The organism is Micromonospora sp. NPDC051227, from assembly GCF_044455385.1.
Classification (GTDB): domain Bacteria; phylum Actinomycetota; class Actinomycetes; order Mycobacteriales; family Micromonosporaceae; genus Micromonospora.
In genome coordinates this window covers 214,852-240,515 of the sequence record NZ_JBITET010000009.1, presented here as the reverse complement: position 1 = coordinate 240,515, position 25,664 = coordinate 214,852, and the positions used below count along the sequence as shown (strand labels likewise).

Here is a 25,664-nt window from a genome sequence, read left to right as displayed (position 1 = left end):
CCGCCCGGCGACCGGGTAAGTGCTGGGCGGGATTGCGATCCTTACCATCGTCGTGCCAGGATCGGCGGCGATGAGCCAGACCGCCGCCACCGCCCACCGACCCGTCTCGCCGCGTCGGATCGCCAGTCTCGCCCTGCCGGCCCTCGTGGTGCTCGCCGCCGAGCCGCTCTACGTGCTGGTCGACACCGCGGTGGTCGGTCACCTCGGCCGGGTGCCGCTCGCCGCGCTCGCCGTCGGCGGCACGGTCATGACGCTCACCGCCTGGGTGGGCACCGTTGTCGCCTACGGCACCACCGGCCGCGCGGCCCGCCGCTTCGGCGCGGGTGACCGGGCCGCCGCGGTCGCCGAGGGCGTCCAGTCGTCCTGGTTGGCGTTCGGTGTCGGTCTGCTGATCGCGGTCGGCATGCAGATCGGCGGTGGCGCGCTCGCGCGTACCCTCGCCGGTGGTGGTGGCGAGGTCGCCGACGCCGCCGCCCAATGGTTGCGGATCGCGGCCCTCGGCGCTCCCGGCCTGCTCCTCGCCGCCGCCGGCAACGGCTGGCTGCGCGGCGTGCAGGACACTCGCCGCCCCCTGCTCTTCGTGCTCGGCCCCAACCTGCTCTCCGCGCTGCTCTGCCCGCTGCTGGTCTACCCCGGCGGGCTGGGTCTGGTCGGCTCGGCCGTGGCGAACGTCGTAGCGCAGACGCTCTGCGGGGTGCTCTTCGCCGCCGCCCTGGTCGGCGAGCGGGTGTCGCTGCGACCCCAACCCCGCGTGATCCGCCAACAACTGGTGCTCAGCCGCGACCTGCTGATCCGTGGGCTGGCGTTCCAGGCCAGCTTCCTGTCCGCGACCGCCGTTGCCGCCCGCTTCGGCGCCGCCGCCGTCGGCGCCCACCAGATCGCCCTGCAACTCTGGTTCTTCACCGCGCTGGTGCTCGACGCCCTCGCCATCGCCGCGCAGTCGCTGGTCGGTGCCGCGCTCGGTGCGGGCGACGACGCGGGTGCGCGGGCGCTCGCCCGCCGGGTCGGGCTGCTCGGCGGCGTCTGCGGCGTGGGCTTCGCGCTGCTCGTCGCCGCCGGCGCCGGCGTGGTGCCGTCGTGGTTCAGCTCCGATCAGGGGGTACGCGAGCAGGCCATGGTGGCCTGGCCGTGGTTCGTCGTCATGCTGCCGCTGGCCGGGGTGGTCTTCGCCCTCGACGGCGTGCTGATCGGCGCCGGTGACGTGCGTTACCTGCGCAACCTCACCATCGTGGCGGCGCTCGGCGGCTTCCTGCCGGCCATCTGGCTGGCGTACGCGCTCAACCTCGGGCTGGGCGGCATCTGGGCCGGGCTCACAGTGTTCGTGGTGATCCGGCTGGTCGCCCTGCTGCTGCGACTGCGCAACGGCAGGTGGGCGGTGACCGGCGCGGTCCGCTGACCGGTCGGCGGGGCACGCCGGTCAGCAGCGCATTGTGGTCGGCGCGGGCGCGTCGAGGTCGAAGATCGTGCCCGGATCACCGGCGGGTATCCGCTTCCCGTGCAGGTCAGCCAACCAGTACTGCTCCCGGACCCAGCCGTCCCGCAGTTGTGCGCAGTCCGCGTTCCAGGTGACGGCCTCCGCCGAACCGATCCACAGGCCCCTGGAGGATGTCTGCACGTCGTCCGGGTGCGGCACCTGCCAGACCACCCGGTCGCGGACCGCCACCAGGCCGGCTCCGGCCGGTGCCCGCAGGTCCACGTCGAACGGGTACGCCCACACGAACTCCGTGGACACCTCCAGCAGCCGGATCCCCTTCTCCTCGGTGGCCCGGTAACTGATCCGGCCGTCGGCTCGGGCGCCAGGCTCCCAGTCCGACGGCGACGCCATCCGGGTCGCGTACCGCAGGAAGCTGTTGCTGGAGAAGTCCGGCCGGAGCCGCTCGCGAGCGTCCGGGGCGAGCAGCGCCAGGAACGGCTCTGGGTCGCCCATGAACATCGAGATGTCGAGCCGGCTCTCGATCAATGCCTTACGCACCGACTCCAAAGCGTTCCGGACCTGGGCCGCGGTGAACGGCCCGGTGCCCTTGGCCGCCGGCATCTGCACGGCATTTTCACCCGGCGCGAAGGAGGCCGCCGGCGACCCGGCGAACAGGTCTCTTGGCTCGCCGACCCTGCTGACCGGAGGGGTGGGGGTTGGCGTGGGGCTCGCCGAGGCGGACGCGCTGACACCGTCGGCGACCCGACCGATCAACACCACCCCGCCGATGATCATCAGCAGAGTCAGCACCAGGCCGAAGCCGAGCAGTAGCGCCCCGTTGTGCCGGGCCGAGAAGAAGCGGATCCGGTCCCAACCGGTGGGCTGGTGCTCGGTCTGCGATGACCGCAGCCACTCCCGGCAGCTGCACCGGGTTGACCTCGGCGACCGCCACGGGCGGCGACGGGTCGACCGGCTCCGGCGACGTGTTCTCCATGGCTCCTCCGTCAGGATTCGCTGCTGGCGGCCAGCGCGAGCAGGTAGTAGGCGCCGGTCACCAACGCGGTCCCGAGGACGGCGGCAACGACGAACGACAGCACGGCGACGAGGTTCGGATGCGACTCGCTCCACCGGGTCCGGTCGCGCCAGTGCCACACCGCCCGGCGGGTGGCCCGGAGCGCCGGCCAGCTCTCGATCAGGTCGTCGACGTAGCGTGCTGGCGTCCGCCGCTTCGGCGTCGGATGCCGCATCCAGTCCGGAAGATCGACCCGAGCGCGGTGATCGTGGCCCGGAGGTCGGTCGGAGGTCATCGACGGTCCTGATCTGATCGAAAGGCGGAGGCTGGGCGGGTCGATGATCTTCGCATCCGCAGGGGTCGGCCGGTTGCCCGCTCGACAAACCGTCGAATGCACGCCTCGTCCCGACAAACGAGTGCGGAGGCTCGGGTCACCCGGAACGTGCCCACGCACTGCGGGGTGGGTGCCATCTGGCAGGCTTGGCCGACGTGAGCACCGATGGTCTGATCGTGGTCGACAAGCCCGGCGGCATGACGTCGCACGACGTGGTGGCGCGCATCCGCCGACTGGCGAAGACCCGACGGGTCGGGCACGGCGGCACCCTCGACCCGATGGCGACCGGCGTGCTGGTGATCGGTGTCGGCCGGGCCACCCGGCTGCTGACCTACGTGATCGGCGCGGGCAAGAGCTACACCGGCACCATCCGGCTAGGCCAGACCACAGTCACCGACGACGCCGAGGGCGACGTGACCGCCACCGTGCCGGCCGGGCAGGTCACCGACGACGCGATCCGGTCGGCGCTGGCCGGGCTGAGCGGCGAGGTCGACCAGGTGCCGAGCGCGGTCAGCGCCATCAAGATCGACGGGCAGCGGGCGTACAAGCGGGTCCGCGACGGGGAGAGCGTCGAGCTGCCGGCGCGGCGGGTCACCATCTCCCGGTTGGAGGTGCTGGCGATCCGTCGCATCGAGCCGGACGTGGTCGACGTGGACGTGGACGTGACCTGCTCCTCCGGCACGTACATCCGGGCCATCGCCCGGGACGCCGGCCTGGCGCTCGGCGTCGGCGGGCACCTCACGGCGCTGCGGCGTACCGCTGTGGGTGGCTTCACCCTCGCCGAGGCGGCGACGCTCGACGAGTTGGAGCAGCGCGCCCCGGACGTGGTGAACCTGCCACTGGACGCGGCGGCCGATCGGTTCTTCGCGCGCCGGGAGGCCACGCCGGACGAGGCCCGGGTGCTCGCCCACGGTGGGCCACTGGACCCGGCCGGCCTCACCGGGCCGTACGCCGTCTTCGGGCCGGCCGGCGGCCTGATCGCTATCGTCAGCGAGCGGGACGGGCGGGCCCGCGCGGAGATCGTGCTCGCACCGGCCTGACAGCGCGGCGCAGGTCCGCCGGCCCGCAGCCGGCGGTGTCGACCCGCCGGCCGGCGGGACAGCAGAGAGGAACGGCATGCAGCGGTGGCGGGGCTACGACGCGGCGCCCGGCGGGTGGGGACGCTCGGTGGTCACCATCGGCGTCTTCGACGGCGTGCACAAGGGGCACCAGGCGACGATCGGGCACGCCGTGGCCCGGGCCCGCGAGTTGGGCGTGCAGTCGGTGGTGGTCACCTTCGACCCGCACCCGGCCGAGGTGGTCCGCCCCGGTTCGCACCCGGCGGTGCTCACCGAGCCGGCCCGTAAGGCCGAGCTGATCGAGGCGCTCGGCGTGGACGTGCTCTGCGTGGTGCCGTTCACCCCGGAGTTCTCCCGGGTGCCGGCCGAGCAGTTCGTGCACGACGTCCTGGTCGAGCACCTGCACGCGGCGTTGGTGGTGGTCGGCGGCAACTTCCGCTTCGGGCACCGGGCCGCCGGTGACGTGGCGTTGCTGGAACGGCTGGGTCAGACGTTCGGCTTCGGCGTGGAGGGCGCCCCGCTGGTCGCCGAGGCCGGCACGGTCTTCTCCTCCACGTACATCCGGTCCTGCGTCGACGCGGGTGACGTGGGCGCGGCGGCCGCCGCGCTGGGCCGCCCACACCGGGTGGAGGGCGTCGTGGTCCGCGGCGACCAGCGGGGCCGGGAACTGGGCTTCCCCACCGCCAACCTGCTCTGCCACCGGTACGCGGCGGTGCCCGCCGACGGCGTGTACGCGGCCCGGCTGATCCGCCGAGGCCAGCACGAGCCGCTGCTGGCGGCGGTGTCCGTGGGCACCAACCCGACCTTCTCCGGCCGGGAGCGGCGGGTGGAGGCGTACGCGCTGGACTTCTCCGGCGACCTGTACGGAGAGCGGCTGGCCCTGGACTTCGTGGCGCACCTGCGTGGTCAGATCCGGTACGACTCGATCGAGCCGTTGATCGCCCAGATGAATCAGGACGTCGAGCGCACCCGGCGCGTACTGGCCTGATCGTGGTGGGGTGACGGGCCGCCACCTAGGCCCTTCGCCGGGTGTTACCGGCGAGTGCTGGTAGTCTTGCCGGGACGTCGGGTGACCGGCGTGGGGCCTCGCGTGCCTGCTCGACGCCGCGGGTGCGAGGTACCGGTCCGTTCCCGGTCCATCGGGGCGACGGACACCCACTTGATCAACCCATCGAAACAGGGAGAACATGGCGCTCGATCAGGAAGCCAAGGCCAGCATCCGCGCGGAGTACGCGACCGCCGAGGGCGACACCGGTTCGCCGGAGGTCCAGGTCGCGGTCCTCACCAAGCGGATCGCCGAGCTGACCGAGCACCTGAAGGTGCACAAGCACGACCACCACAGCCGCCGTGGGCTGCTGCTGCTGGTCGGCCGGCGCCGTCGGTTGCTCAACTACGTCCAGAAGAAGGACATTGCCCGCTACCGGTCGCTCATCGAGCGGCTCGGTCTGCGCCGGTGACGTGACGGGGGAGTGGCCGGACGGCCGCTCCCCCGTACCGCGTCCCACCTGAAGAAACACGGGCCGCGCGACCACCCGAGAGGGAGCCGGTCAGCGTACCGGTCTCCGGTAGTGGCCCCCGGGAACTCCGGCATCATGCCGGCCACCCGGGCGCTTCGATCGAAGACCGGCCGGCTGAGCAGCTCCCCGATGTCGTGGGCCCACGACGCGAAGGAGCACGACAGCACATGACCGAGACCAAACTCGGCACCGAATCCCGCACCGCCGTGATCGACAACGGGTCCTTCGGCACCCGCGAGATCACCTTCTCCACCGGCCGGCTGGCTCGCCAGGCCGCCGGTTCGGTCATCGCCCAGCTGGGCGAGACGGTGGTTCTCTCCGCCACGACCGCCGGTAAGCACCCGAAGGAGCAGTTCGACTTCTTCCCGCTGACCGTCGACGTCGAGGAGCGGATGTACGCCGCGGGCCGCATCCCCGGCTCGTTCTTCCGCCGTGAGGGTCGGCCCAGCGAGGACGCGATCCTCACCTGCCGGCTGATCGACCGGCCGCTGCGCCCGTCCTTCGTCAAGGGCCTGCGCAACGAGGTCCAGGTCGTCGAGACCATCCTGGCGCTCGACCCGCAGCACCCGTACGACGTCGTGGCGATCAACGCTGCCTCGATGTCGACCAAGCTCTCCGGCCTGCCGTTCTCCGGCCCGATCGGTGCGACCCGCGTCGCCCACATCGACGGCCAGTGGGTCGCCTTCCCGACCCTGGAGGAGCTGGCTCGCGCCACCTTCGACATGGTCGTGGCCGGCCGCACGCTCGAGGACGGCGACGTCGCGATCATGATGGTCGAGGCCGAGGCCACCCCGAACGCGGTCGCCCTCATCTCGGCCGGTGCCACCGCCCCGACCGAGGAGGTCGTCGCCAGCGGCCTGGAGGCCGCGAAGCCGGCGATCCGTGAGCTGTGCCGCGCGCAGAGCGAGCTGGCCGAGGTCGCCGCCAAGCCGGTCACCGAGTTCCCGGTCTTCCTGGACTACCAGGACGACGTGTACGACGCCGTCTCCGAGCTGGCCCGCGCCGACGTGGCCGAGGCGATCACCATCGCCGGCAAGGCCGACCGCGAGGAGGCCCTGGACCGGGTGAAGGCCCGGGTCGCCGAGGAGCTGGGCGCACGGTTCGAGGGTCGCGAGAAGGAGCTCAGCGCTGCCTTCCGGTCGCTGACCAAGTCCGAGGTGCGCAACCGCGTGCTGCGCGAGCAGGTCCGCATGGACGGGCGTGGCCCGCGCGACATCCGGGCGCTGACCGCCGAGGTCGGCGTGCTGCCCCGGGTGCACGGTTCGGCGCTGTTCGAGCGGGGCGAGACCCAGATCCTGGGCGTCACCACGCTGAACATGCTCCGGATGGAGCAGATGGTGGACACGCTGTCCCCCGAGAACCGCAAGCGCTACATGCACAACTACAACTTCCCGCCGTACTCGACCGGTGAGACCGGCCGGGTCGGCTCGCCGAAGCGTCGCGAGATCGGCCACGGCGCCCTCGCCGAGCGCGCGCTGATCCCGGTGCTGCCGTCGCGCGAGGAGTTCCCGTACGCCATCCGGCAGGTGTCGGAGGCGCTCGGCTCCAACGGCTCCACCTCGATGGGTTCGGTCTGCGCCTCGACCCTGGGTCTGCTCTCCGCGGGTGTCCCGCTGAAGGCGCCGGTCGCCGGCATCGCGATGGGGCTCATCTCCGACGAGGTGGACGGCAAGACCCAGTACGTGACGCTGACCGACATCCTCGGTGCCGAGGACGCGTTCGGTGACATGGACTTCAAGGTCGCCGGCACGCCGGAGTTCGTCACCGCGCTTCAGCTCGACACCAAGCTCAACGGCATCCCGTCGGACGTGCTGGCCTCCGCGTTGCAGCAGGCGAACGAGGCCCGGCAGGTCATCCTCGGGGTCATGAAGGCGGCGATCGAGGCTCCGGCCGAGATGTCCGACTACGCGCCGCGGGTCACCACCGTCAAGATCCCGGTGGACAAGATCGGCATGGTGATCGGCCCGAAGGGGCAGACCATCAACGCGATCCAGGACGAGACCGGCGCCGAGATCTCCATCGAGGACGACGGCACGATCTACGTCGGCGCCACCAACGGCCCGTCGGCCCAGGCGGCCGTCGACCGGATCAACGGCATCGCCAACCCGACGCTGCCGAAGCAGGGCGAGCGGTTCCTCGGCACGGTGGTCAAGACCGCCGCGTTCGGCGCGTTCATCTCGCTCCTGCCGGGCCGTGACGGCCTGCTGCACATCTCCAAGGTGGGCGACGGCAAGCGCGTCGAGCGTGTTGAGGACTTCCTCAACGTCGGTGACCGGGTCGAGGTCGAAATCGCGGACATCGACGCCCGCGGCAAGATCTACCTCGACAAGGTCCGCCCGGAGGGCACCGAGGCTCCGGCCGCCGGTGAGGCCGCCGCTGGCGACCGGCCGGCTGGTCGGGACCGGGGCGACCGGGCTCCGCGTGACCGCGGCGACCGTGAGCGTGGCGGCGACCGTGGCGGGCGTGGCCCGGAGCGCGGCGGCGAGGGCGGCAACGGCGGCGGCGGCGAGGGTGGCGAGGGCGGCGAGCGTCCGCGCCGTCGGACCCGGCACAGCTGACCGTCGTACCACGCATCACCCACCCCTCGTCGAACCGGGAGCAAGTCGTGAGTCGGGCCATCAGCGCGCCGTTTCCACCGGATCGACGGGGGGTGGCTCCGTCTCGGGACGCCGGGGCGGGCCGCTCCGGCGGCACCGCCCGCGCGGTGACCCGGACGCTCAGCGACGACCCGCTGGGCGGCACGGTACGACGTACCGTGCTGCCCAGCGGCCTGCGCGTCCTCACCGAGGCGATTCCGGCGATGCGCAGCGTCTCGTTCGGCATCTGGGTGGCGGTCGGCTCGCGTGACGAGACCGGCCCTCAGGCCGGTGCCGCGCACTTCCTCGAGCACCTGCTCTTCAAGGGCACGCACAAGCGCACCGCACTGGAGATCTCCTCGCAGATCGAGGCGGTGGGTGGCGAGACCAACGCCTTCACCACGAAGGAATACACCTGCTACTACGCCCGCGTGCTGGACGAGGACCTGCCGCTGGCGATCGACGTGATGTGTGATCTGGTCGCCGACTCGCTGTTGGAGCCGGCCGACGTCGAGACCGAGCGTGGCGTGATCCTGGAGGAGATCGCCATGCACGACGACGAGCCGGGTGACGAGGTGCACGACCTCTTCGTCCAGGCCGTCTACGGCGATCACCCGCTGGGCCGGCTGATCTCCGGCACCGCGGAGACCGTCACCCCGATGACCCGGCGGCAGATCCAGAGCTTCTACCGGGGTCGCTACACCGCGCCGAGGATCGTCATCGCCGCCGCCGGCAACCTCGACCACGCCGCGGTGGTCAAGCTGGTCCGTCAGGCCGTGCGCGGCACCCCGCTGGACAGCGACCCGGCCAGCCCGGCGCCGCACCGCGCGGCGACCCCGGCGGTACGCACCAAGCCGGCGACCACGCTGGTGGAGCCGAAGGAGACCGAGCAGGCACACGTCATCCTCGGCTGCCCCGGCATCGACCGGCTCGACGATCGGCGGTTCGCCCTCGGGGTGCTCAACAACGTGCTCGGCGGCGGCATGTCAAGCCGCCTGTTCCAGGAGATCCGCGAGCAGCGCGGCCTCGCGTACTCCGTCTACTCCTACGCCAGCCAGTACGCCGACACCGGCCTGTTCGCCGTCTACGCCGGCTGCGCGCCGGGCAAGGTGGACGAGGTGCTGGCCCTGACCCGCGCCGAGCTGGCCCGGGTGGCCGCCGACGGGTTGACCGAGGCCGAGGTGGCCCGGGGCAAGGGGATGAGCAAGGGCTCGTTCGTGCTCGGCCTGGAGGACACCGGTTCGCGGATGAGCCGGCTGGCCAAGGGTGAGCTGCTCTACGGCGACCTGATGCCGGTCGACGAGCTGCTCCGCCGGGTCGACGAGGTCACCGTGGAGGACGTGAACGTCCTCGCCGCCGAGTTGCTCAGTCGGCCCATGTCGCTGGCCGTGGTGGGCCCGTTCGGCGCCGGCGACTTCGCGGTCTGAGGTCTGCCGCCCCGGCCCGGTCGAGGCACCCCGGTCGGGCGTCCCGGCCGGTGGAGCAGAGCGGATCCGGCCGGAAGCGCCCGTCCCGATTGGGATAGGTTGTGCCCCGTGACTGACGAGCGGGGAAAGACCCCGGCCCAGCAGCTGCGGGTCGGCGTGTTTGGTGCGCGCGGCCGGATGGGCATCGAGGTCTGCAAGGCGGTCGACGCCGCCGACGATCTCGCCCTGACCGCGGCGGTCGACCAGGGCGACAGCCGCTCCGCCGTCTCCACTGCCGAGGTGGTCGTCGACTTCACCACGCCGGACGTCGTCATGGACAACCTTCAGTGGTGCATCGAGCAGGGCATCAGCGCGGTGGTCGGCACGACCGGCTTCACCGAGCAGCGGCTGGAGCAGGTGCGCGGCTGGCTGGCCGACAAGCCCGAGGTGGGCGTGGTCATCGCCCCGAACTTCGGCATCGGCGCGGTGCTGATGATGCAGTTCGCCGCGCGGGCCGCCCGGCACTTCGAGTCCGTCGAGATCATCGAGCAGCACCACCCGCGCAAGCTGGACGCTCCGAGCGGCACCGCCACCCACACCGCCCGGCAGATCGCCCGGGCCCGCGCGGAGGCCGGCCTCGGCCCGGTCCCGGACGCCACCAAGGACGAGGTGCCGGGTGCGCGCGGCGCCGAGATCGACGGGGTACGCGTCCACGCGGTGCGCGCCACCGGCCTGGTCGCCCACCAGGAGGTGCTGTTCGGCGGCACCGGCGAGACGTTGACCATCCGGCACGACTCGTACGACCGGGTGTCGTTCATGCCAGGTGTGCTGCTGGCCGTCCGCGCGGTGCGCAACCGCCCCGGCCTCACCGTCGGCCTGGACGCCCTGCTCGACTGACCCCTTTCTCCCGCGTCCGCCCTCCGACCAGGCCCACAACGCTGCCCAGCGCAGGTTTCCGTTCCGGCTGACGGAAAGTGTCCAAGATCTACGGGCGCGGGCCGGGTAGCATCCGCCGGATGATCGATGCGGGACACCTGGACCGGGCCGGGCGGCGAGTCACGCTCCGGCCGGTCGACGACGACAACTGGCGGGCGGTGGCCGACGTCGCCCCGCGTGACGACCAGCGCCGGTTCGTGGCCGCGCTGGGCGCGCGCTATCTGCTGCTCAGCATGCGCTCCGAGGTGTGGAACTCGCTCGCGGTGTACGCCGACGAGACCGTCGTCGGCCACGTCATGTGGGGCGTGGACGACGACGGCTCGCACTGGATCGGCGGAATGCTGATCGACGCTGCCGAGCAGACCCAGGGCGTCGGCCGGGCCACCGTGCAGACGCTGGCCCCCTGGCTGGCGGCCCGAGACGGCAACCCCCCGGTCCGCCTTTCGTACCACCCCGACAACACCAAAGCCGCAGCCCTCTACACCTCCCTGGGCTTCCACCCCACAGGTGCCATGGACGACGACGAGCTGATCGCCGAACGAACCCCGTGAACCCCGCGATCTTGCACTTTCTGTCGCGACATAAAGCGCATCTCCCGCATCTCAACAACCGAAACTGCAAGATCGCCGGGCTGTTGGGTCTGACCCGCGTCGATCATGGAGTTGTGGTGCCTCGTATAAAGGGCGCATGCGGAGCTGTCGCCCACCACGAGTCCATGATCGACGGGCGAGGGCGGGGGTTCAGCGGGGGAGGGACGGGGTTGGGGTTGGGGTTGGGATCAGTGGGGTGGGGAGGGCGGTGACGGTGGCTTTGCCGGTGCTCTCGACCGTGACGTGCGCCGGGGTGTCGGCCACTCGGAAGCCCGGACTCGCTCGCCGGGGTTCAGCGGCTCGCTCGGCAAGGGCACCCAGTACCCGCCCAAGCTCGGCGCCGCGCTGCCGGTCGCCATCCCGGTAGCGATCATCTTCGTGGTGTTCCAGCGGTACTTCGTCCGCGACGCGAACGACGGCTCGGACAAGGGCTGACGGCCCGGCGTGGCCGCCACACCGGTTCATTCGGCCGCTACCTGCTCGGCCGGTACGGCCACGTGTAGGCGCACCTGAGGCACCAGCATGTCGTCGACGTCCAACGCCCGGGCCGCGCCGTCGGGCTCCCACCCGGTGCTGGTCAGAAACTTGCGGGTCGCCTCGTCACCGTCGAACGCCCACGCCACCGCCCGACTCATCCCGTCCTCGCGCCACAGGTCGACGGTGGCCGCGAGCAGCCGACTACCGTGCCCCCGCCGGCCCCACCGCGGCTCCACCAGCAGGTCGGTCACCGCCGCCACGTCCGGGCCGAGCGCGTCGGCCGGCTCACCCGGGGCCAACGCCTCGCCGTCGGCCGGGCCGGAGGCGGCGAACCCCACCAGATACGATTGCTCGGCCTGTTCGACGGCGACCAGCACCCGGTGCGCGCCGGAGGGCGGCTCCAGCACCGCGGCGCTCCACCGCCGGGCGAGGAACGCCTCGTCCAGGTTGTCGAGCACATGCCGAGGCAGGATCCGGCGGTACGCGACCCGCCAGGTCGCGAGCTGGATGCGTGCGATCTCGCCGGCGTCCTCGGGACGCGCCGGGCGGACGTACCCGAGAGCCATGGGACGGAAGCCTACGCAGGGCGAGGGAGACGACAGTGGCGCAGGGTGCCAACAGGACGACCGCGCAGGTCGTCGGGGTGGTGGTGCTCGCCGCGGCGGTCACCGGGTTCCTCGCCGTCGCGGCCGTCCGGCACGGGTTCTTCGACCTGAAGGTCTACTACGGCGCGTTGACCTGGTGGGTGCACGACGGCGGGGAGATCTACGACTACCTCAAGCCGGGCACCCAGTACGGCTTCACCTATCCGCCGTTCGCCGCGCTGGTCATGCTGCCGATGGCGTACCTGCCGTGGACGGCCGCGATCGTGGTGAGCGTGCTCGCCAGCGTGGCCACCACCGCGGTGCTGATCTGGTGGCTGGTCGACCCGATCGCCCGCCGCGCCGGCTGGACCCGGTGGTTCGCCCTCCCCGTGGCGCTCTGCCTGGTCGCCGCGTTCGAACCGATGCGGGAGACGGTCAACTTCGGCCAGGTCAACACGCTGCTGCTCTTCCTGGTGGCGGTGGACCTGCTGCGGCTGTTGTCGGCCGGCAACCGGTGGGCCGGGGTGGGCATCGGCCTCGCCACGGCGATCAAACTGACCCCTGGCGTGTTCATCGTCTACCTGCTGGTGACCGGGCGGTGGCGGGCGGCGCTCACCGCCAGCGGCACGGCCGCCGGGGTTTCGCTGCTGGCCGCCGCGCTCTTTCCCGACGCGTCCCGGGAGTTCTGGACCGAGGCGCTGTGGAACACCGGGCGGGTGGGCGAACTGGCCTTCGTCTCCAACCAGTCGCTGCGCGGGGTGGTCGCCCGGCTCGACCCGGAGCACCCGAGCACCCTGCTGTGGCTGCTGCTGGTGCTCGGCACCCTGGCGCTCTGGGCATGGCGCTCCCGGGCCGCGGTCGCGGCCGGCGACGAGGCGACCGGCCTGGCGCTGACCGGCGCGGTGATGTGCCTGGTCAGCCCGGTCACCTGGGTGCACCACCTGGTCTGGCTGCTGCCCGCGTTGATCCTGCTGGTCGACAACGCGATGGCCGCGCCGGCCGGCCGCCGACGGCAGGTCCTGCTGGTCGCCGCGACCATCGGGTACGCGCTGCTGATCAGCCGGACCGTCTGGCTCTGGGAGAAGGACTTCAGCGGCGTCGACGGCTTCCTGGGCAGCAACGCCTACGTCTGGGTCAGTCTGGCGCTGCTGGCCTTCCTGCCGATCCGCCGGTGGCTGACTCCGAACGGGTCAGTGGTCGAGGCGTCCGGCGTACCGCAGCTCGACCAGCCCGACCGGCGGGCCTCCACCGGCCAGCGGCACCTGGTAGGTCGACCGCTCACCGTCCGGTGACAGGCCGGCCCGCTCGCAGAACCGCCGGGCCCGCCGGTTGTCCGCCAGCACCCACAGCCGATAGTCGGTCCAGCCCCGCTCGTTCAGCCCGGCCTGGGCGGCGGCCAAGAGCGCGGTGGCGGTCCCGTCACCCCAGCAGGCCGGCTCCACGTAGAGCGCCACCACCTCGCCGACCGCCGGGTCCAGGTCGTCGCGGTCCTGGTCGCGGCGGTACGGCCCGAACGTCGTGAAACCGACGACCAACCCGTCCACCTCGCCGAGCACCGTGGTGAACGGGTGCTCGGGGTCGGCGGTGCCGATGTCGCGACGGCGCTGTGCCCACGCCGCCACGTTCAGCCGCCGCAGCACCTCGTCCGGCATGAAGCCGGCGTAGCCGGCCTGCCAGCCGTGCACGTGTACCCGGGCGACAGCCTCGGCGTCGTCCGGCTCCTCCCGACGGATGGTCAGCATTGCACCGTTCTATGCCTCGTTGGTCGTCGCGTCCAGCTTCCCGCACCGGCGTCGTACCGATGAATTAAGGTCGCCGACGATGACCGCACCGGAATCACTCTCGCTCGCCCAGGCCCGCCGCGTGGCGCTCGCCGCCCAGGGCTTCGCCGACCCGGCGCCGACGGGCGTGCCCACCCGCCGGCACCTCCGTCGGGTGCTGGGCCGGGTCGGGCTGATCCAGATGGACTCGGTCAACGTGCTGCAACGCGCGCACTACCTGCCGCTCTACAGCCGGCTCGGGCCCTACCCGACCACGTTGCTCGACCAGGCCGCCTACCGGCGCCCCCGGGAGTTGTTCGAATACTGGGGCCATGAGGCGTCGCTGGTCCCGGTCGAGCTGCACCCGATGCTGCGCTGGCGGATGGCCCGGGCGCACAGCGAATCCTGGGGCGGCATGCGGCGGATCGCCCAGGAGCAGCCGGAGCTGGTCGCCTGGGTCCGGGACGAGGTGGCCGCCCGGGGGCCGCTGACCGCCGCCGAGATTGAGCACGACGCGCCCCGGGAGACCGGCAACTGGGGTTGGAACTGGTCGGCGGTCAAGCGGGCGTTGGAGTTCCTGTTCTGGGCCGGGGAGGTGGCCGCCGCCGAACGCAGCACCTCCTTCGCCCGCCGCTACGACCTGCCCGAGCGGGTGCTGCCCTCGGCGGTGCTGGCCGCGCCCACCCCGACCGACGCCGAGGCGTACCGGACGCTGGTTGCCCTCGCGGCGCGGTCCCTCGGGGTGGCCGCCGAGCCGGAGCTGCGCGACTACTTCCGGTTGCCGCTGGCCGGCGCCCGGCAGGCCGTCGCGGAGCTGGCCGAGGCCGGTGAGCTGGTGCCGGTCACCGTGGCGGGCTGGCGGCAGCCGGCCTGGCTGCACACGTCCGCCCGGCTGCCCCGCTGGGTGCGGGGCAACACACTGGTCAGCCCCTTCGATCCGCTGATCTGGGAACGTGCCCGCACCGAGCGACTGTTCGACTTCAGCTACCGGATCGAGATCTACGTCCCGGCTCCACAGCGGGTCTACGGGTACTACGTGTTGCCGTTCCTGCAGGGCGACCGGTTCACCGCCCGGGTCGATCTGAAGGCCGATCGGAAGGCCGGGGTGCTGCTGGTGCCGGCCGCCTGGCTCGAACCCGGCGCCGACCCGGGGGAGACCGCCGTCGCGCTCGCCGCCGAGCTGTACCGCCTCGCCGGCTGGCTCGGCCTGGACGCGGTAGCCCCGCCGGCGGCCGGCGATCTGGCCGGTCCGCTCACCGCCGCGTTGGCCGGCGTGTCCGGTGTACCGTGAGCGCGTGACGAGCGCTCCCGGACCGGTCGACCAGCCACACCCCGCCCCCGGCGCGGTGCACACGGCGCCGGCCGACGGTGACACGAATCCCGGTGGCTTCAATTCCGGAAACGCCGCGGGTCCCGCCGGCTTCGGTCCCGGCGGCTCGGGTCCGGCCGGCTTCGGTCCGGGCGGCTCGGCTCCGGAGGGTTGGCCGACGACCCCACCGGGTGGCTACCCGGCGCCTGAGCCGGACCGGCTCACCCGGTTCGTGCTGCGGCTCTACGAACGTTCCCCGCGCTGGGCGGTGCCGCTGGCCGCAGTCGGCTGCGTCGCCGTCGGTATGAGCTACGCGCTGCTCAGCAACCCGACCTACGCCGACCCGGACGCCGCGCCCACCTGTCTGCTCAAGTTGACCACCGGGCTGGACTGCCCGGGCTGCGGTGGCACCCGCGCGCTCTGGTACGTGCTGCACGGCGACCTCCCGGCCGCCGCCCGGCACCACTTCCTGTTCGTCTTCGCGCTGCCATTCCTCGCGTACCTCTTCGTGGCCTGGGCGGGGAACCAGGCGTTCGGTTGGCGACTGCCCGAGCTGCGGATCAGCTCGAAGGTCATCGGCGGTTTCCTGGCCGCGTGGCTGGCCTTCTCGGTGCTACGCAACCTGCCCTGGGCGCCGTTCACCTCGCTCTACGTCTGACCGCGCCGCCGCCCGCCGCGCCCCCGTCTTACCGCGCCGCCGTCTGACCGCGCCCCCGTCTGACCGCGCCGTTGTCTGGCGCGCCGCCGCCGCACCGCCGCACCGCCGCCGCGCCGGCCACGCGCCACCGCCGATGCGCGGATACGGGGCTCGGCCGGCGTGCGCTGTTTGGCGTCCTTCGAAGCTGATCCGTTTACGAGATCAGGGGCCGACTCCGGCGCCCACCACCCATGATCGACTCGACATCCAGGAAAGCGGGCCATCCACCCGACCTGGATACCCCGACTTTCAGGAACCCGAGTCGATCATCCGGTGGGCAGCCGCACACTCGCGTCCGGCGGACGGCGGACGGCGCATTTCGCCCCAGGATCGCGCTCGATCCTGGATGTAGTGGGTTCGGGCGCGACGGATGCCACTACAGCCATGGTGTTGCGCGATCTTGCGAGCGGAAGCTGCTGCGGAGCCGCTCGGGCCGCTCGGGCTCGGGCCGTCCGGGTCCTTTGGACCGCTCGGCTCGTTCGGGTCGCGTCGGCGCCTGAGCGGCGCTCGGGCCCTGGTCGTCGGCTCGGGTGGCCCACCCGCCGAAGCTGATGTCGCCAACGATTCAGCTCCAGAGGACGCCGATGGACCTGTCTGCCCGGCCTGAATGAGGATGCCGGACCGGGACCCGGACCTCGCCCGGACCCGGACCTCGCCCGGACCCGGACCTCGCCCGGACCCGGACCTCGCCCGGACCCGGACCTCGCCCGGACCCGGACCTCAGACCAGGCCAACGCCGTTGGGCGTCGGCGGGTCCGGCGCTGTCTGAGTGATCGACATTGCACGGGGCGCGCCTGAGTTGGGCCGGGCGGCACCCCACCACTAAAGTCCCAGGAATGCCGGACATGGTGCAGCCCCAGGTCAAGTTGATCGCGTGGACCCAATTCGCGGCCCCGGACGACGTGCCGTGGTCGACCGACGCGGAGGGCGGCCAGGCGCTCGCCGAGTTCGCCGGTCGGGCCTGCTACCAGTCGTGGAAGAAGCCGAACCCGGCGACCGCCACCAACGCCGGCTACCTGGCGCACATCCTCGAAGTGGGCCACCTGAGCGTGCTGGAGCACGGGTCGGTCACCTTCTACTTCACCGGGGTGTCCCGCTCCTTCACCCACGAGCTGATCCGGCACCGGCACTTCTCGTACTCCCAGCTCTCGCAGCGCTACGTCCCCGAGCGGGACGCGGCCATGGTCGAGCCGGCCGTCATCGCCGACGACCCGGAGCTGCACAAGAAGTTCGTGGAAGCCGCCGAGGCGAGCGTTCGGGCGTACACCGAGTTGCTGGAGGGCCTCGAGCAGCGCTTCTCCGACGAGCCCAACCCGACGCTGCGCCGCAAGCAGGCCCGACAGGCGGCCCGCTCGGTGCTGCCCAACGCCACCGAGACCCGGATCGTGGTCTCCGGCAACTACCGGGCCTGGAGGCACTTCATCGCCATGCGGGCCACCGAGCACGCCGACGTGGAGATCCGTGAGCTGGCCGTGGAGTGCCTTCGCCAGCTCCAGGGCGTCGCCCCGAACGTGTTCGCCGACTTCGTGATCACCACGCTGCCGGACGGCACCGAAGTGGCGGCCAGCCCGCACGAGGCGTCCTGAGCCCTTCCCCGGCGGGCCCCGGCTGGTCGTCCGCTAGGTTGGAGGGTATGACGCACGACCACCTCGACGCCGCGGCCCGACCGGCGTCCCGCCCCTTCGGTCGGCTGCTCACCGCCATGGTGAGCCCGTTCACCCCCGACGGTTCCCTCGATCTCGACGGCGCCGCCCGGCTGGCGAGCCACCTGGTCGACGAGCAGGGCAACGACGCACTGGTGGTCAATGGCACCACCGGCGAGTCGCCGACCACCACCGAAGCGGAGAAGGAGCAGCTGATCCGGGCCGTGGTGGAGGCCGTCGGTGACCGCGCCAAGGTGGTCGCGGGCGTCGGCACCAACGACACCCGGCACACCATCGAGCTGGCCGCCGCCGCCGAGAAGGCGGGTGCGCACGGCCTGCTGGTGGTCACCCCGTACTACAACAAGCCGCCGCAGAGCGGGTTGCTGCGCCACTTCACCGCGGTGGCCGACGCCACCGGGCTGCCGGTGATGCTGTACGACATCCCGCACCGCTCGGGCGTGCCGATCGACACCGAGACGTTGGTCCGGCTCGCCGAACACGGCCGGATCGTCGCGGTCAAGGACGCCAAGGGCGACCTGACCGCCACCAGCTGGGTCACCAGCCGGACCGCCCTCGCCTTCTACAGCGGCGAGGACGCCCTCACCCTGCCGGCGCTGGCCGTCGGCAGCGTGGGTCTGGTTGGCACCTCGACGCATTTCACCGGGGCGCTGACCGTACAGATGATCGAGGCGTACGACGCGGGGGACATGCCGACCGCGCTGGCCCTGCACCGGCGGTTGCTGCCGCTGTTCACCGGCATCTTCCGTACCCAGGGCACCATCCTGGTGAAGGCGGGCCTGGCGTCGCTGGGCCTGCCGGCCGGCCCGGTGCGGCCCCCGCTGGTGGACGCCACCGACGACGAGATCGCCCAGCTGCGCGCGGACTTCGCGGCAGCGGGCCTGGAGCTGCCCGAATGAACGAACGACACGATGGACGTCGAGTAACGGCGTCGCAGAATGAGGTGGACGAGTGACCGAGGCGCACATCGAGGCGGAACTGCCCCCGCCGCTGCCGGAAGGTGGCCTGCGGATCATCCCGCTCGGCGGGCTCGGCGCCATCGGTCGGAACATGACCGTCTTCGAGTACGACGGCAAGTTGCTGATCGTCGACTGCGGGGTCCTCTTCCCCGACGTCGAGCAGCCGGGTGTGGATCTGATCCTTCCCGACTTCGGTCCGATCCTGGACCGGCTGGCCGATGTCCAGGCGATCGTGCTGACCCACGGTCACGAGGACCACATCGGCGCGGTGCCGTACCTGCTCGCCCACAAGCCCGACATCCCGCTGGTCGGCTCACAGTTCACCCTCGCCCTGGTCGAGGCGAAGTTGGCCGAGCGGCGGATCCAGCCGTACACGTTGACCGTGCGGGAGGGCGGCCGCGAGCGGCTCGGCCCGTTCGAGTGTGAGTTCTTCGCTGTCAACCACTCGATCCCGGACGCCCTCGCGGTGGCCATCCGCACCCCCGCCGGCCTGGTGCTGCACACCGGCGACTTCAAGATGGACCAGCTGCCGCTGGACGGCCGGATCACCGACCTGGCCGGCTTCGCCCGGCTCGGCGCCGAGGGCGTCGACCTGATGCTGTCCGACTCCACCAACGCGGAGGTCCCCGGCTTCGTCACCCCGGAGCGGGAGATCGGGCCGGTGCTCGACTCGATCTTCGCGAAGGCCAAGGGCCGGATCATCGTGGCCTCGTTCGCCTCGCACGTGCACCGCGTGCAGCAGGTCTTCGACTCCGCCGCGGAGCACGGCCGCAAGGTCGCGCTGATCGGCCGGTCCATGGTCCGCAACATGGGCATCGCCCGGGACCTAGGCCTGCTCAACATCCCGCCCGGCCTGGTCATCGGGATCGACGAAGCGACCACACTGCCTCCGGACCAGATCGTGCTGATGTCCACCGGTTCCCAGGGTGAGCCGATGAGCGCGCTTGGCCGGATGGCCAGCGGCGACCACCGGCACATCACCATCGCCCCCGGTGACACCGTCGTGCTGGCCTCCTCACTGGTGCCCGGCAACGAGACCTCGGTCTACCGCGTGATCAACCGGCTCGCCCGGGCCGGCGCTGTGGTCGTGCACAAGGACGTGGCCAAGGTGCACGTCTCCGGGCACGCCCCCGCCGGGGAACTGCTCTACCTGCTCAACGTGGTCCGGCCCAGCAACCTGATGCCCGTGCACGGCGAGTGGCGTCACCTGCGCGCCCACGCCCGGCTCGGCATCGAATCCGGGGTCGCCGCCGACCGGGTGGTGCTCTGCGAGGACGGCGACGTGGTCGACCTGGTCGAGGGCCGCGCCAGCCTGGTCGGGCACGTGAAGAGCCGGTACGTCTACGTGGACGGCCTCGCCGTCGGTGACGTCAGCGAGTCGCTGCTCACCGAACGGCGGATCCTCGGTGACGGCGGTTTCATCGCCACCACAGTGGTCGTCGACTCGGTCACCGGCAAGGTGGTCGCCGGCCCGACGCTCTCCGCGAAGGGCTTCTCCGAGGACCCGGAGGCGTTCAACCCGGTGGTGCCGCTGGTCACCGAGGCGCTCAACCGGGCCGCGGCGGACGGCATCACCGACCCGCACCAGCTTCAGCAGATCGTCCGGCGGACAGTGGGGCGGTGGGTCAACGACAAGTACCGTCGTCGGCCGATGATCGTGCCCACCGTCGTCGAGGTCTGAGCAACTCCCGCTGACGCCGGTCCACCTGAACGGGGTGGGCCGGCGTCCGCCGTACCCGGGAGTCAGGGCAGCGCGGCGACGGCCTCGGCGTACGCGATTCCGGTGGCGATGGCGGCGTCCATGAGGACCCGTAGCTGCGCCGGGGCTACCCCGTGCGCCAGGTCGGTGGCCACGTCGCCGGCCAGCACCAACTCGTCGCCGAGGTCGTGCGCGTACGCCTTGGGCAGCAGCCGGTCGTGGTTCCACGCGTTGCAGAAGGCGTACGCCTCGGCGCGGCGGGCCGCCGGCAGCCGGCGGTTGGCCATGGCGCGGGCGTGCAGCACCTCGCCGCGCTCACCAGCCCGCCGGAACTGGATCACCGCCCCCTCCCAGTGGCCGACCACGGTCTCGCCCTCGTCCACCAGGTACCGGTCGCCGCGCCCGTCCAGGATCCCGGTGATCATGCCGAGGGAGAGCGCGGACAACTCGCGTTCGCCCAGCTCGGCCTGGGCGTCGGCCCGGCCGGCGTCGGGCTCGTGAGGTTCGTCGTCGGTGGGCAGCGGAACCGGCGCCGCAAGGGGGCGCTCGGCCAGCCAGGCGGCCATCCGTCCGGAGTGGTGCCCGGTGCCGTTGCGCGCGTCGAAGCTGCCGGCCAACTCGTTGGCCACCCCGAGCAGCAGCGCCCCGAGCGTGGCGACGTCCAACTCGGTGGCCGTCCGCTCGCCGTACGCCGGCCGGGGCATCGTCCGCCCGCCCAGCCCGGCCTCCACGGCCAGCCCGCAGACCAATGCCCCGGCGGCGGCGAACTCCATGGCGGCGAGGTCGTCGGTCGGCCGGTCCAACCGGGGCAGCTGCTCGGCCAGAACGGCCAGCCCGCGCTCCAGGTGCCCGCCCAGCGCGCAGAACCGCAGGTGCGCGGCGAGGTGCGGGAACGCCGCGCGCTCCCGCCGGTGCCGGCGGTACGCCCGCACGTGCGCCGTCGCCGCCCGCGCCGGCTCGCCGGTGCGCAGTGCCGGCAGTAGACCGGCGACCAGATCCCGCTCGGGCTGGTCGGTGCAGGACTGCGGGTCGCCGTCGGTCTTCCCGAGTTCGTTGACCGCGGCATGCCACTCGCCCCAGCCGGCCAGCAGTTCGGCACGCCGGGCCGAGGTGCAGCCCGGGCAGCCGCCGGCCGGGCCCGGCCGTTTCCCGGACCACCGCTCGTACCAGTGCCGGGCGGTGGGCTCGTCGCCCAGGTGATCGGCGATCCGGCAGTGCAGCTCCGCGACGGTCGGTGTGTCCGGACCGTCCGTGCCGACGCGGTGGGCCAGGTCGTGCAGCAGCGACCGGGTCTGGTCCAGCCCGACCCGCGGGGTGCCGAGCAGCGCCTCCACCGCGTACCGCTGGTAGCGCAGCAGCAGCCCGGTCTCCGTTTCGTCGAGCAGGTCGGGTCGGTGGTCGGCGGCGGCCCGGCAGCGCCGGACCGGCTCGACCAGACGCCACCGCTCCCCGTGCAGCAGATACGCCTCGATCAACGCGAACCGCGCGTCCATTCCGGACCGGACGTCGCCGGCCGCGTCGGCGCGCTCGGCGAGCCGTTCCAGGGCCACCTGCCGGGCCGGGCCGTCGGGGAGGTCCCGGGCTTCGGCGAGCGCGGCCTCCAGCGCCGGTACGCGGCCCCGCGCGAGGCGGTCACCGGAGCCGGTGGGTGGCGCGCCGGTGCGGCTGCCGGTGAACTCGTCCCGGCCGGTCACGACGGCACCGCACCGGGCAGCCGACGGACCGCCACGGCCAGCTGGCAGCCGGTGGAGATGCCGCAGTCGAGCAGTTGGTCGAGCTGGTGTGGGGTCACGCCGCGTTCCAGGTCGGTGATCACCTCTCCGTACACCCGGGCCCGACCGTCGTCGGCGACGTGGACGAACGCCTTGGGCCAGAGCCGGTCGTGGTTCCAGGAGTTGCAGAACGCGTACAGGTCGGGCACCCGTTCGATGCCGAAGGTCGGATCGACCATGGTGCGGATCTGGAGCAGCTCACCGTCCCCGCCGACGCGGAGGAACCAGATCAGGTTGTCGTCGAAGTGGCCCACCAGGTCGCCGTCCGGGGTCGGACCGACGGACCGGCCACGGGCAGCGAGCACCGCGGCGACCAGTTCGCCGGTCAGCGGACGCAGTGCGCCAGGGTGCCCGGCCAGCGGATCGTCCGGATCGCCTTCGATTTCCGGCGACGCCATGGGGCATCCCTTCTGAGGCGGATATCACGGCCGGCGGTGGGGTTCGTGTTACGACGCGCGGACACGACCCGGAAAAGCGGGGATCTGCCCGGCCCCACCGTTACCGTGACTCTATGGCGGGCCGTACCTCTCAGGCGAGCCGGCGGCGCGGCGCGTCGCCGCGCGGTGGCACCAACAGTCGTGCCCGTCAACCGGCGAAGAAGACCACCCGGGCGCCGGTCCGACGTCGCACCACGCCGCCGCGGCCCGGCCCGGCGGTCTACGTCGGCCGTGCGGTCGGTGCACTGTGGATGGGGCTGGCGCACGGGATGGGCTGGGCGGTGCGCGCCGCTGGCCGGCAGGCCGCCTCGGCCCGCGACCTCGACCCGGAGCACCGCCGGGACGGTGCCGGGCTGCTCATGTTCGGGTTCGCCCTGCTCAGCGGCGTAGCGCTGTGGCTGTCCGGAGCGGGGCCGGTGGGCGCGCGGCTGGCCGACACGATCCGGCTGTTCCTGGGCGCGATCTCGGTGGTCGTACCGGTGCTGCTGATGATCGGGGCGTGGCGGCTGATGCGTCAGCCGGCCGATCCGGAGCACCGGGGCCGTGGGTTGATCGGCTGGGGTTCGCTGCTGGTGTCGACCGCCGCGCTGCTCCAGATCGGTCAGGACCCGGCCAACCCACTGCAACGTGACTTCGCCGGCGGCCTGGTCGGCGCGGGTGTCGGCGGCCTGCTGGAGCGGGCGGTGACCGCCTGGGTGGCGGTGCCGCTGCTCATCCTGCTGCTGCTCTTCGGCCTGCTTGTGGTGACCGCGACGCCGATCAACAAGATCCCGGAGCGGCTGGGCCTGCTCGCCGGTGGGCTGGTCGGCGCCCCGGAGGCGGACGAGGAGGCGGACGAGGTGGCCGCCAAGCCGGCGCGCAAGCGACCGGCGAAGCGGATGCCCGCACCACTGGACCCGGACGACTTCGAGGATCTGGACGGCGCGGACCTCCAGGAAACCATGGTGCTGCCGCGCAAATCTCCGGCGAAGGTGCCGGCGAGCCGCAAACCGCCGGTCGAGCCGCCGGAGCACTCGCCCGCCCCGACCCGGGCCGAGCAGCTCGCGTTGACCGGGCTGTCCGGGGACTACACCCTGCCGCCGGCCAACATGCTCAGCGCCGGGGCCGCCGCGAAGACCCGCAGCAAGGCCAACGACGAGGTGATCGCCGCGCTGACCGGCGTGTTCGACCAGTTCGATGTGGACGCCGCCGTCACCGGCTTCACCCGTGGCCCGACCGTCACCCGCTACGAGGTGGAGCTGGGGCACGGCGTCAAGGTCGAGCGGATCACCCAACTGTCCCGCAACATCGCGTACGCGGTGAAGTCACCGGACGTACGGATCCTCAGTCCGATCCCGGGCAAGAGCGCCGTCGGCGTGGAGATCCCGAACACCGACCCGGAGAACGTGGCCCTCGGCGACGTGCTGCGCTCGCGGGCGGCGACCAGCGATCACCACCCGATGGTGGTGGCGCTCGGCAAGGACATCGAGGGCGGCTACGTGGTGGCCAACCTCGCCAAGATGCCGCACATCCTGATCGCCGGCGCCACCGGCGCGGGCAAGTCGAGCTGTCTCAACACCCTGCTGGTGTCCATCCTCACCCGGGCCACCCCGGACGAGGTGCGGCTGCTGCTGATCGACCCGAAGCGGGTCGAGATGACCGGCTACGAGGGCATTCCCCACCTGGTCACCCCGATCGTGACCAACGCGAAGAAGGCGGCCGACTCGCTGGACTGGGTGGTCCGCGAGATGGACATGCGCTACGACGACCTCGCCGCCAACGGGGTCCGGCACATCGACGACTTCAACCGCAAGGTCCGCAACGGCGAGATCACGGCTCCGCCGGGCAGCGAACGCGAGATGCGTCCGTACCCGTACCTGTTGGTGATCGTGGACGAGCTTGCAGACCTGATGATGGTCGCGCCGCGCGACGTGGAGGACTCGGTCGTCCGGATCACCCAGCTGGCCCGGGCCGCCGGCATTCACCTGGTGCTGGCCACCCAGCGTCCATCGGTCGACGTGGTGACCGGTCTGATCAAGGCGAACGTGCCGTCCCGGCTGGCGTTCGCCACCTCCTCCCTCGCGGACTCCCGGGTGATCCTCGACCAACCGGGCGCGGAGAAGCTGCTCGGCCGTGGTGACGGGCTCTTCCTGCCGATGGGCGCCTCCAAGCCGGTCCGGATCCAGGGCGCCTGGGTCACCGAGCGCGAGATCGCCGACGTGGTGAAGTTCTGCAAGGACCAGCGTGAGCCGGAGTTCCGCAAGGACGTGCTGGCCCCGGCACAGGAGAACAAGAAGAAGATCGACGAGGACATCGGCGACGACCTGGACCTGCTGGTGCAGGCGGTGGAGCTGGTGGTCACCTCGCAGTTCGGCTCGACCTCGATGCTGCAACGCAAGCTGCGGGTCGGTTTCGCCAAGGCGGGCCGCCTGATGGACCTGATGGAGACCCGGGGGGTGGTCGGGCCGTCCGAGGGGTCGAAGGCGCGCGACGTGCTGGTCAAGCCGGACGAGCTGGACGAGGTCCTGGTCGGCCTGCGCGGCGACGTGGACTGACCGACAGTCGACCCCGGACGCACGACGGGCCCGCCGGAATCCGGCGGGCCCGCGACGTGGGGGAGTGCTCAGTTGTTGATCAGCGCGCCGATGATCACCAAGCTGATGATCGCGGCGACGACGCTGGCCACGGCGGCGTACCAACCCAGCGGCTTGTCACCGAGCACCGCGCCGACGACGCCCGCGATGACGCCGAGCACGCCGAAGATGATCGGGTTGAGCAGCAGGGCCAGGACCGCGAAGACGAAGCCCACGATGGTGAGGATGCGGGCGGCGTTGCTGCGGGGACGGGCGGTGCTCGGCATGTCGGCCATGTCTTCCTCCGGGTGAGAGCCTGTCGTGACGAATCGATCACTACCCACTGTGGGCGCCGGCCACGCCTGCCGACGGCGCGTCTCAGTGGAAGATCTTGAGACCGATCACGCCGGCGACCACCAGCAGGAGGCAGAGGATTCGGGGCAGGCTCGCGGACTCGCCGAGCGCCAGCATCCCGACCAGCGCTGTGCCGACCGCGCCGATGCCGACCCAGACCGCGTAGCCGGTGCCGACGGGGATGTCCCGGAGCGCGTACGACAGCCCGGCCATGCTCAGCAGCAGGGTCACCACGAACACCACGGACGGGACCAGCCGGCTGAAACCGGCGCTGCGGTCCAGGGCGATCGCCCAGGCCGTCTCCAACAGTCCCGAGATCACCAGTACGAGCCAGGCCATCGTTCACCTCACCGGAAGCGCCCGCGCTGCCGCGCCGGGACGAGTCGAGTCTGCACGTCACGCGGGGCGTCTTGGCCTGACCGGGTACGCCCACCACTCGTCCGGAGCGGCCACGAGCATCCGGCCGCCGGTGTCGACGCTAGCACCGGCCCCGGTGGCGGGGCGGTGACCACCACCACGGCCCGTTGACCTCCACCTGACTTCAACTTGCAGTATCGCCA

At 72.0% G+C, this 25,664-nt stretch carries 24 protein-coding genes and 1 riboswitch; of the genes, 16 read left to right on the top strand and 8 right to left on the bottom strand.

Features of this window, described 5'->3' with window-relative positions; genetic code table 11:
* Positions 1–70: 70 nt before the first annotated feature.
* Positions 71–1,396 (top strand): MATE family efflux transporter, encoded by a 1,326-nt coding sequence (locus ACIA47_RS22655; RefSeq protein WP_396710422.1) that lies wholly within the window; start codon positions 71–73, stop codon positions 1,394–1,396.
* A gap of 21 nt (positions 1,397–1,417) precedes the next feature.
* Here the strand turns inward: ACIA47_RS22655 and ACIA47_RS22650 are convergent, their stop codons facing one another.
* Positions 1,418–2,224 (bottom strand): hypothetical protein, encoded by an 807-nt coding sequence (locus tag ACIA47_RS22650; RefSeq protein ID WP_396710420.1) that lies wholly within the window; start codon positions 2,222–2,224, stop codon positions 1,418–1,420.
* Positions 2,225–2,418: 194 nt separating this feature from the next.
* Positions 2,419–2,721, bottom strand: coding sequence for a hypothetical protein (locus ACIA47_RS22645; RefSeq protein ID WP_396710418.1), 303 nt, complete (start codon positions 2,719–2,721; stop codon positions 2,419–2,421).
* A gap of 194 nt (positions 2,722–2,915) precedes the next feature.
* Here ACIA47_RS22645 and truB point away from each other — a divergent pair, with 194 nt between their 5' ends.
* From truB to ACIA47_RS22605, 8 genes are all read left to right on the top strand, one after another.
* Positions 2,916–3,800 carry a tRNA pseudouridine(55) synthase TruB gene (gene truB, locus ACIA47_RS22640; RefSeq protein ID WP_396710417.1) on the top strand — a complete coding sequence of 295 codons (885 nt, stop codon included), beginning with the start codon at positions 2,916–2,918 and terminating at the stop codon, positions 3,798–3,800.
* A gap of 76 nt (positions 3,801–3,876) precedes the next feature.
* The gene (locus ACIA47_RS22635; RefSeq protein WP_196921595.1) at positions 3,877–4,806 is read left to right on the top strand and encodes a bifunctional riboflavin kinase/FAD synthetase; all 930 of its coding nucleotides are present in this window, start codon (positions 3,877–3,879) and stop codon (positions 4,804–4,806) included.
* Positions 4,807–5,005: 199 nt separating this feature from the next.
* Positions 5,006–5,275 carry a 30S ribosomal protein S15 gene (rpsO, locus tag ACIA47_RS22630; protein WP_030337594.1) on the top strand — a complete coding sequence of 90 codons (270 nt, stop codon included), beginning with the start codon at positions 5,006–5,008 and terminating at the stop codon, positions 5,273–5,275.
* A gap of 227 nt (positions 5,276–5,502) precedes the next feature.
* On the top strand, positions 5,503–7,893 hold the full coding sequence (locus tag ACIA47_RS22625; protein ID WP_396710414.1) for a polyribonucleotide nucleotidyltransferase: 2,391 nt from the start codon (positions 5,503–5,505) through the stop codon (positions 7,891–7,893).
* Positions 7,894–7,940: 47 nt separating this feature from the next.
* Positions 7,941–9,338, top strand: coding sequence for a M16 family metallopeptidase (locus tag ACIA47_RS22620; protein WP_396710412.1), 1,398 nt, complete (start codon positions 7,941–7,943; stop codon positions 9,336–9,338).
* 108 nt (positions 9,339–9,446) lie between these two features.
* Positions 9,447–10,214 (top strand): 4-hydroxy-tetrahydrodipicolinate reductase, encoded by a 768-nt coding sequence (gene dapB, locus ACIA47_RS22615; protein ID WP_396710410.1) that lies wholly within the window; start codon positions 9,447–9,449, stop codon positions 10,212–10,214.
* Between the two features lie 119 nt (positions 10,215–10,333).
* On the top strand, positions 10,334–10,804 hold the full coding sequence (locus ACIA47_RS22610) for a GNAT family N-acetyltransferase (RefSeq protein WP_396710408.1): 471 nt from the start codon (positions 10,334–10,336) through the stop codon (positions 10,802–10,804).
* Positions 10,805–11,086: 282 nt separating this feature from the next.
* Positions 11,087–11,278 carry a hypothetical protein gene (locus ACIA47_RS22605; protein ID WP_396710406.1) on the top strand — a complete coding sequence of 64 codons (192 nt, stop codon included), beginning with the start codon at positions 11,087–11,089 and terminating at the stop codon, positions 11,276–11,278.
* A 26-nt stretch (positions 11,279–11,304) separates the two neighbouring features.
* Here the strand turns inward: ACIA47_RS22605 and ACIA47_RS22600 are convergent, their stop codons facing one another.
* Positions 11,305–11,886, bottom strand: coding sequence for a GNAT family N-acetyltransferase (locus ACIA47_RS22600; protein ID WP_396710404.1), 582 nt, complete (start codon positions 11,884–11,886; stop codon positions 11,305–11,307).
* A 35-nt stretch (positions 11,887–11,921) separates the two neighbouring features.
* Between ACIA47_RS22600 and ACIA47_RS22595 the strand changes: the two genes are divergently transcribed.
* A complete protein-coding gene (locus ACIA47_RS22595) occupies positions 11,922–13,196 on the top strand; it encodes a glycosyltransferase 87 family protein (protein WP_396710402.1) in 1,275 nt (424 codons plus the stop codon).
* Here ACIA47_RS22595 and ACIA47_RS22590 read toward each other — a convergent pair.
* Positions 13,095–13,646, bottom strand: a complete 552-nt coding sequence (locus ACIA47_RS22590) for a GNAT family N-acetyltransferase (protein WP_396710400.1) — start codon at positions 13,644–13,646, stop codon at positions 13,095–13,097. The genes ACIA47_RS22595 and ACIA47_RS22590 overlap by 102 nt on opposite strands.
* 79 nt (positions 13,647–13,725) lie before the next feature.
* On the opposite strand from ACIA47_RS22590, the gene ACIA47_RS22585 reads away from it, so the two are divergent.
* The 5 genes from ACIA47_RS22585 (at position 13,726) to ACIA47_RS22565 (ending at position 19,971) form a co-directional block, all read left to right on the top strand.
* Complete coding sequence (locus ACIA47_RS22585; RefSeq protein ID WP_396710398.1) at positions 13,726–14,955, top strand: winged helix-turn-helix domain-containing protein; 1,230 nt, start codon at positions 13,726–13,728, stop codon at positions 14,953–14,955.
* 4 nt (positions 14,956–14,959) lie between these two features.
* Positions 14,960–15,631 carry a DUF2752 domain-containing protein gene (locus ACIA47_RS22580; RefSeq protein ID WP_396710396.1) on the top strand — a complete coding sequence of 224 codons (672 nt, stop codon included), beginning with the start codon at positions 14,960–14,962 and terminating at the stop codon, positions 15,629–15,631.
* 884 nt (positions 15,632–16,515) lie between these two features.
* Positions 16,516–17,256 carry an FAD-dependent thymidylate synthase gene (gene thyX / locus ACIA47_RS22575; protein WP_396710506.1) on the top strand — a complete coding sequence of 247 codons (741 nt, stop codon included), beginning with the start codon at positions 16,516–16,518 and terminating at the stop codon, positions 17,254–17,256.
* Positions 17,257–17,303: 47 nt separating this feature from the next.
* Entirely contained in the window at positions 17,304–18,230 is a 927-nt protein-coding gene (gene dapA, locus ACIA47_RS22570) for a 4-hydroxy-tetrahydrodipicolinate synthase (protein WP_396710394.1), read from the top strand.
* 52 nt (positions 18,231–18,282) lie between these two features.
* Complete coding sequence (locus tag ACIA47_RS22565) at positions 18,283–19,971, top strand: ribonuclease J (protein ID WP_396710392.1); 1,689 nt, start codon at positions 18,283–18,285, stop codon at positions 19,969–19,971.
* Between the two features lie 62 nt (positions 19,972–20,033).
* Here ACIA47_RS22565 and ACIA47_RS22560 read toward each other — a convergent pair whose 3' ends face one another.
* Both ACIA47_RS22560 and ACIA47_RS22555 read right to left on the bottom strand, forming a co-directional pair.
* Positions 20,034–21,593 (bottom strand): YbjN domain-containing protein, encoded by a 1,560-nt coding sequence (locus ACIA47_RS22560; RefSeq protein ID WP_396710504.1) that lies wholly within the window; start codon positions 21,591–21,593, stop codon positions 20,034–20,036.
* Positions 21,594–21,679: 86 nt separating this feature from the next.
* Positions 21,680–22,159, bottom strand: coding sequence for a YbjN domain-containing protein (locus ACIA47_RS22555; RefSeq protein WP_124854121.1), 480 nt, complete (start codon positions 22,157–22,159; stop codon positions 21,680–21,682).
* Positions 22,160–22,272: 113 nt separating this feature from the next.
* Between ACIA47_RS22555 and ACIA47_RS22550 the strand changes: the two genes are divergently transcribed.
* On the top strand, positions 22,273–24,732 hold the full coding sequence (locus ACIA47_RS22550) for a DNA translocase FtsK 4TM domain-containing protein (protein WP_396710389.1): 2,460 nt from the start codon (positions 22,273–22,275) through the stop codon (positions 24,730–24,732).
* Positions 24,733–24,800: 68 nt separating this feature from the next.
* Here ACIA47_RS22550 and ACIA47_RS22545 read toward each other — a convergent pair whose 3' ends face one another.
* The gene (locus tag ACIA47_RS22545) at positions 24,801–25,046 is read right to left on the bottom strand and encodes a hypothetical protein (RefSeq protein ID WP_112586600.1); all 246 of its coding nucleotides are present in this window, start codon (positions 25,044–25,046) and stop codon (positions 24,801–24,803) included.
* A gap of 82 nt (positions 25,047–25,128) precedes the next feature.
* On the bottom strand, positions 25,129–25,443 hold the full coding sequence (locus ACIA47_RS22540; RefSeq protein WP_112586602.1) for a multidrug efflux SMR transporter: 315 nt from the start codon (positions 25,441–25,443) through the stop codon (positions 25,129–25,131).
* 60 nt (positions 25,444–25,503) lie between these two features.
* A riboswitch (guanidine-III (ykkC-III) riboswitch) is annotated at positions 25,504–25,574 on the bottom strand.
* Between the last annotated feature and the right edge of the window lie 90 nt (positions 25,575–25,664).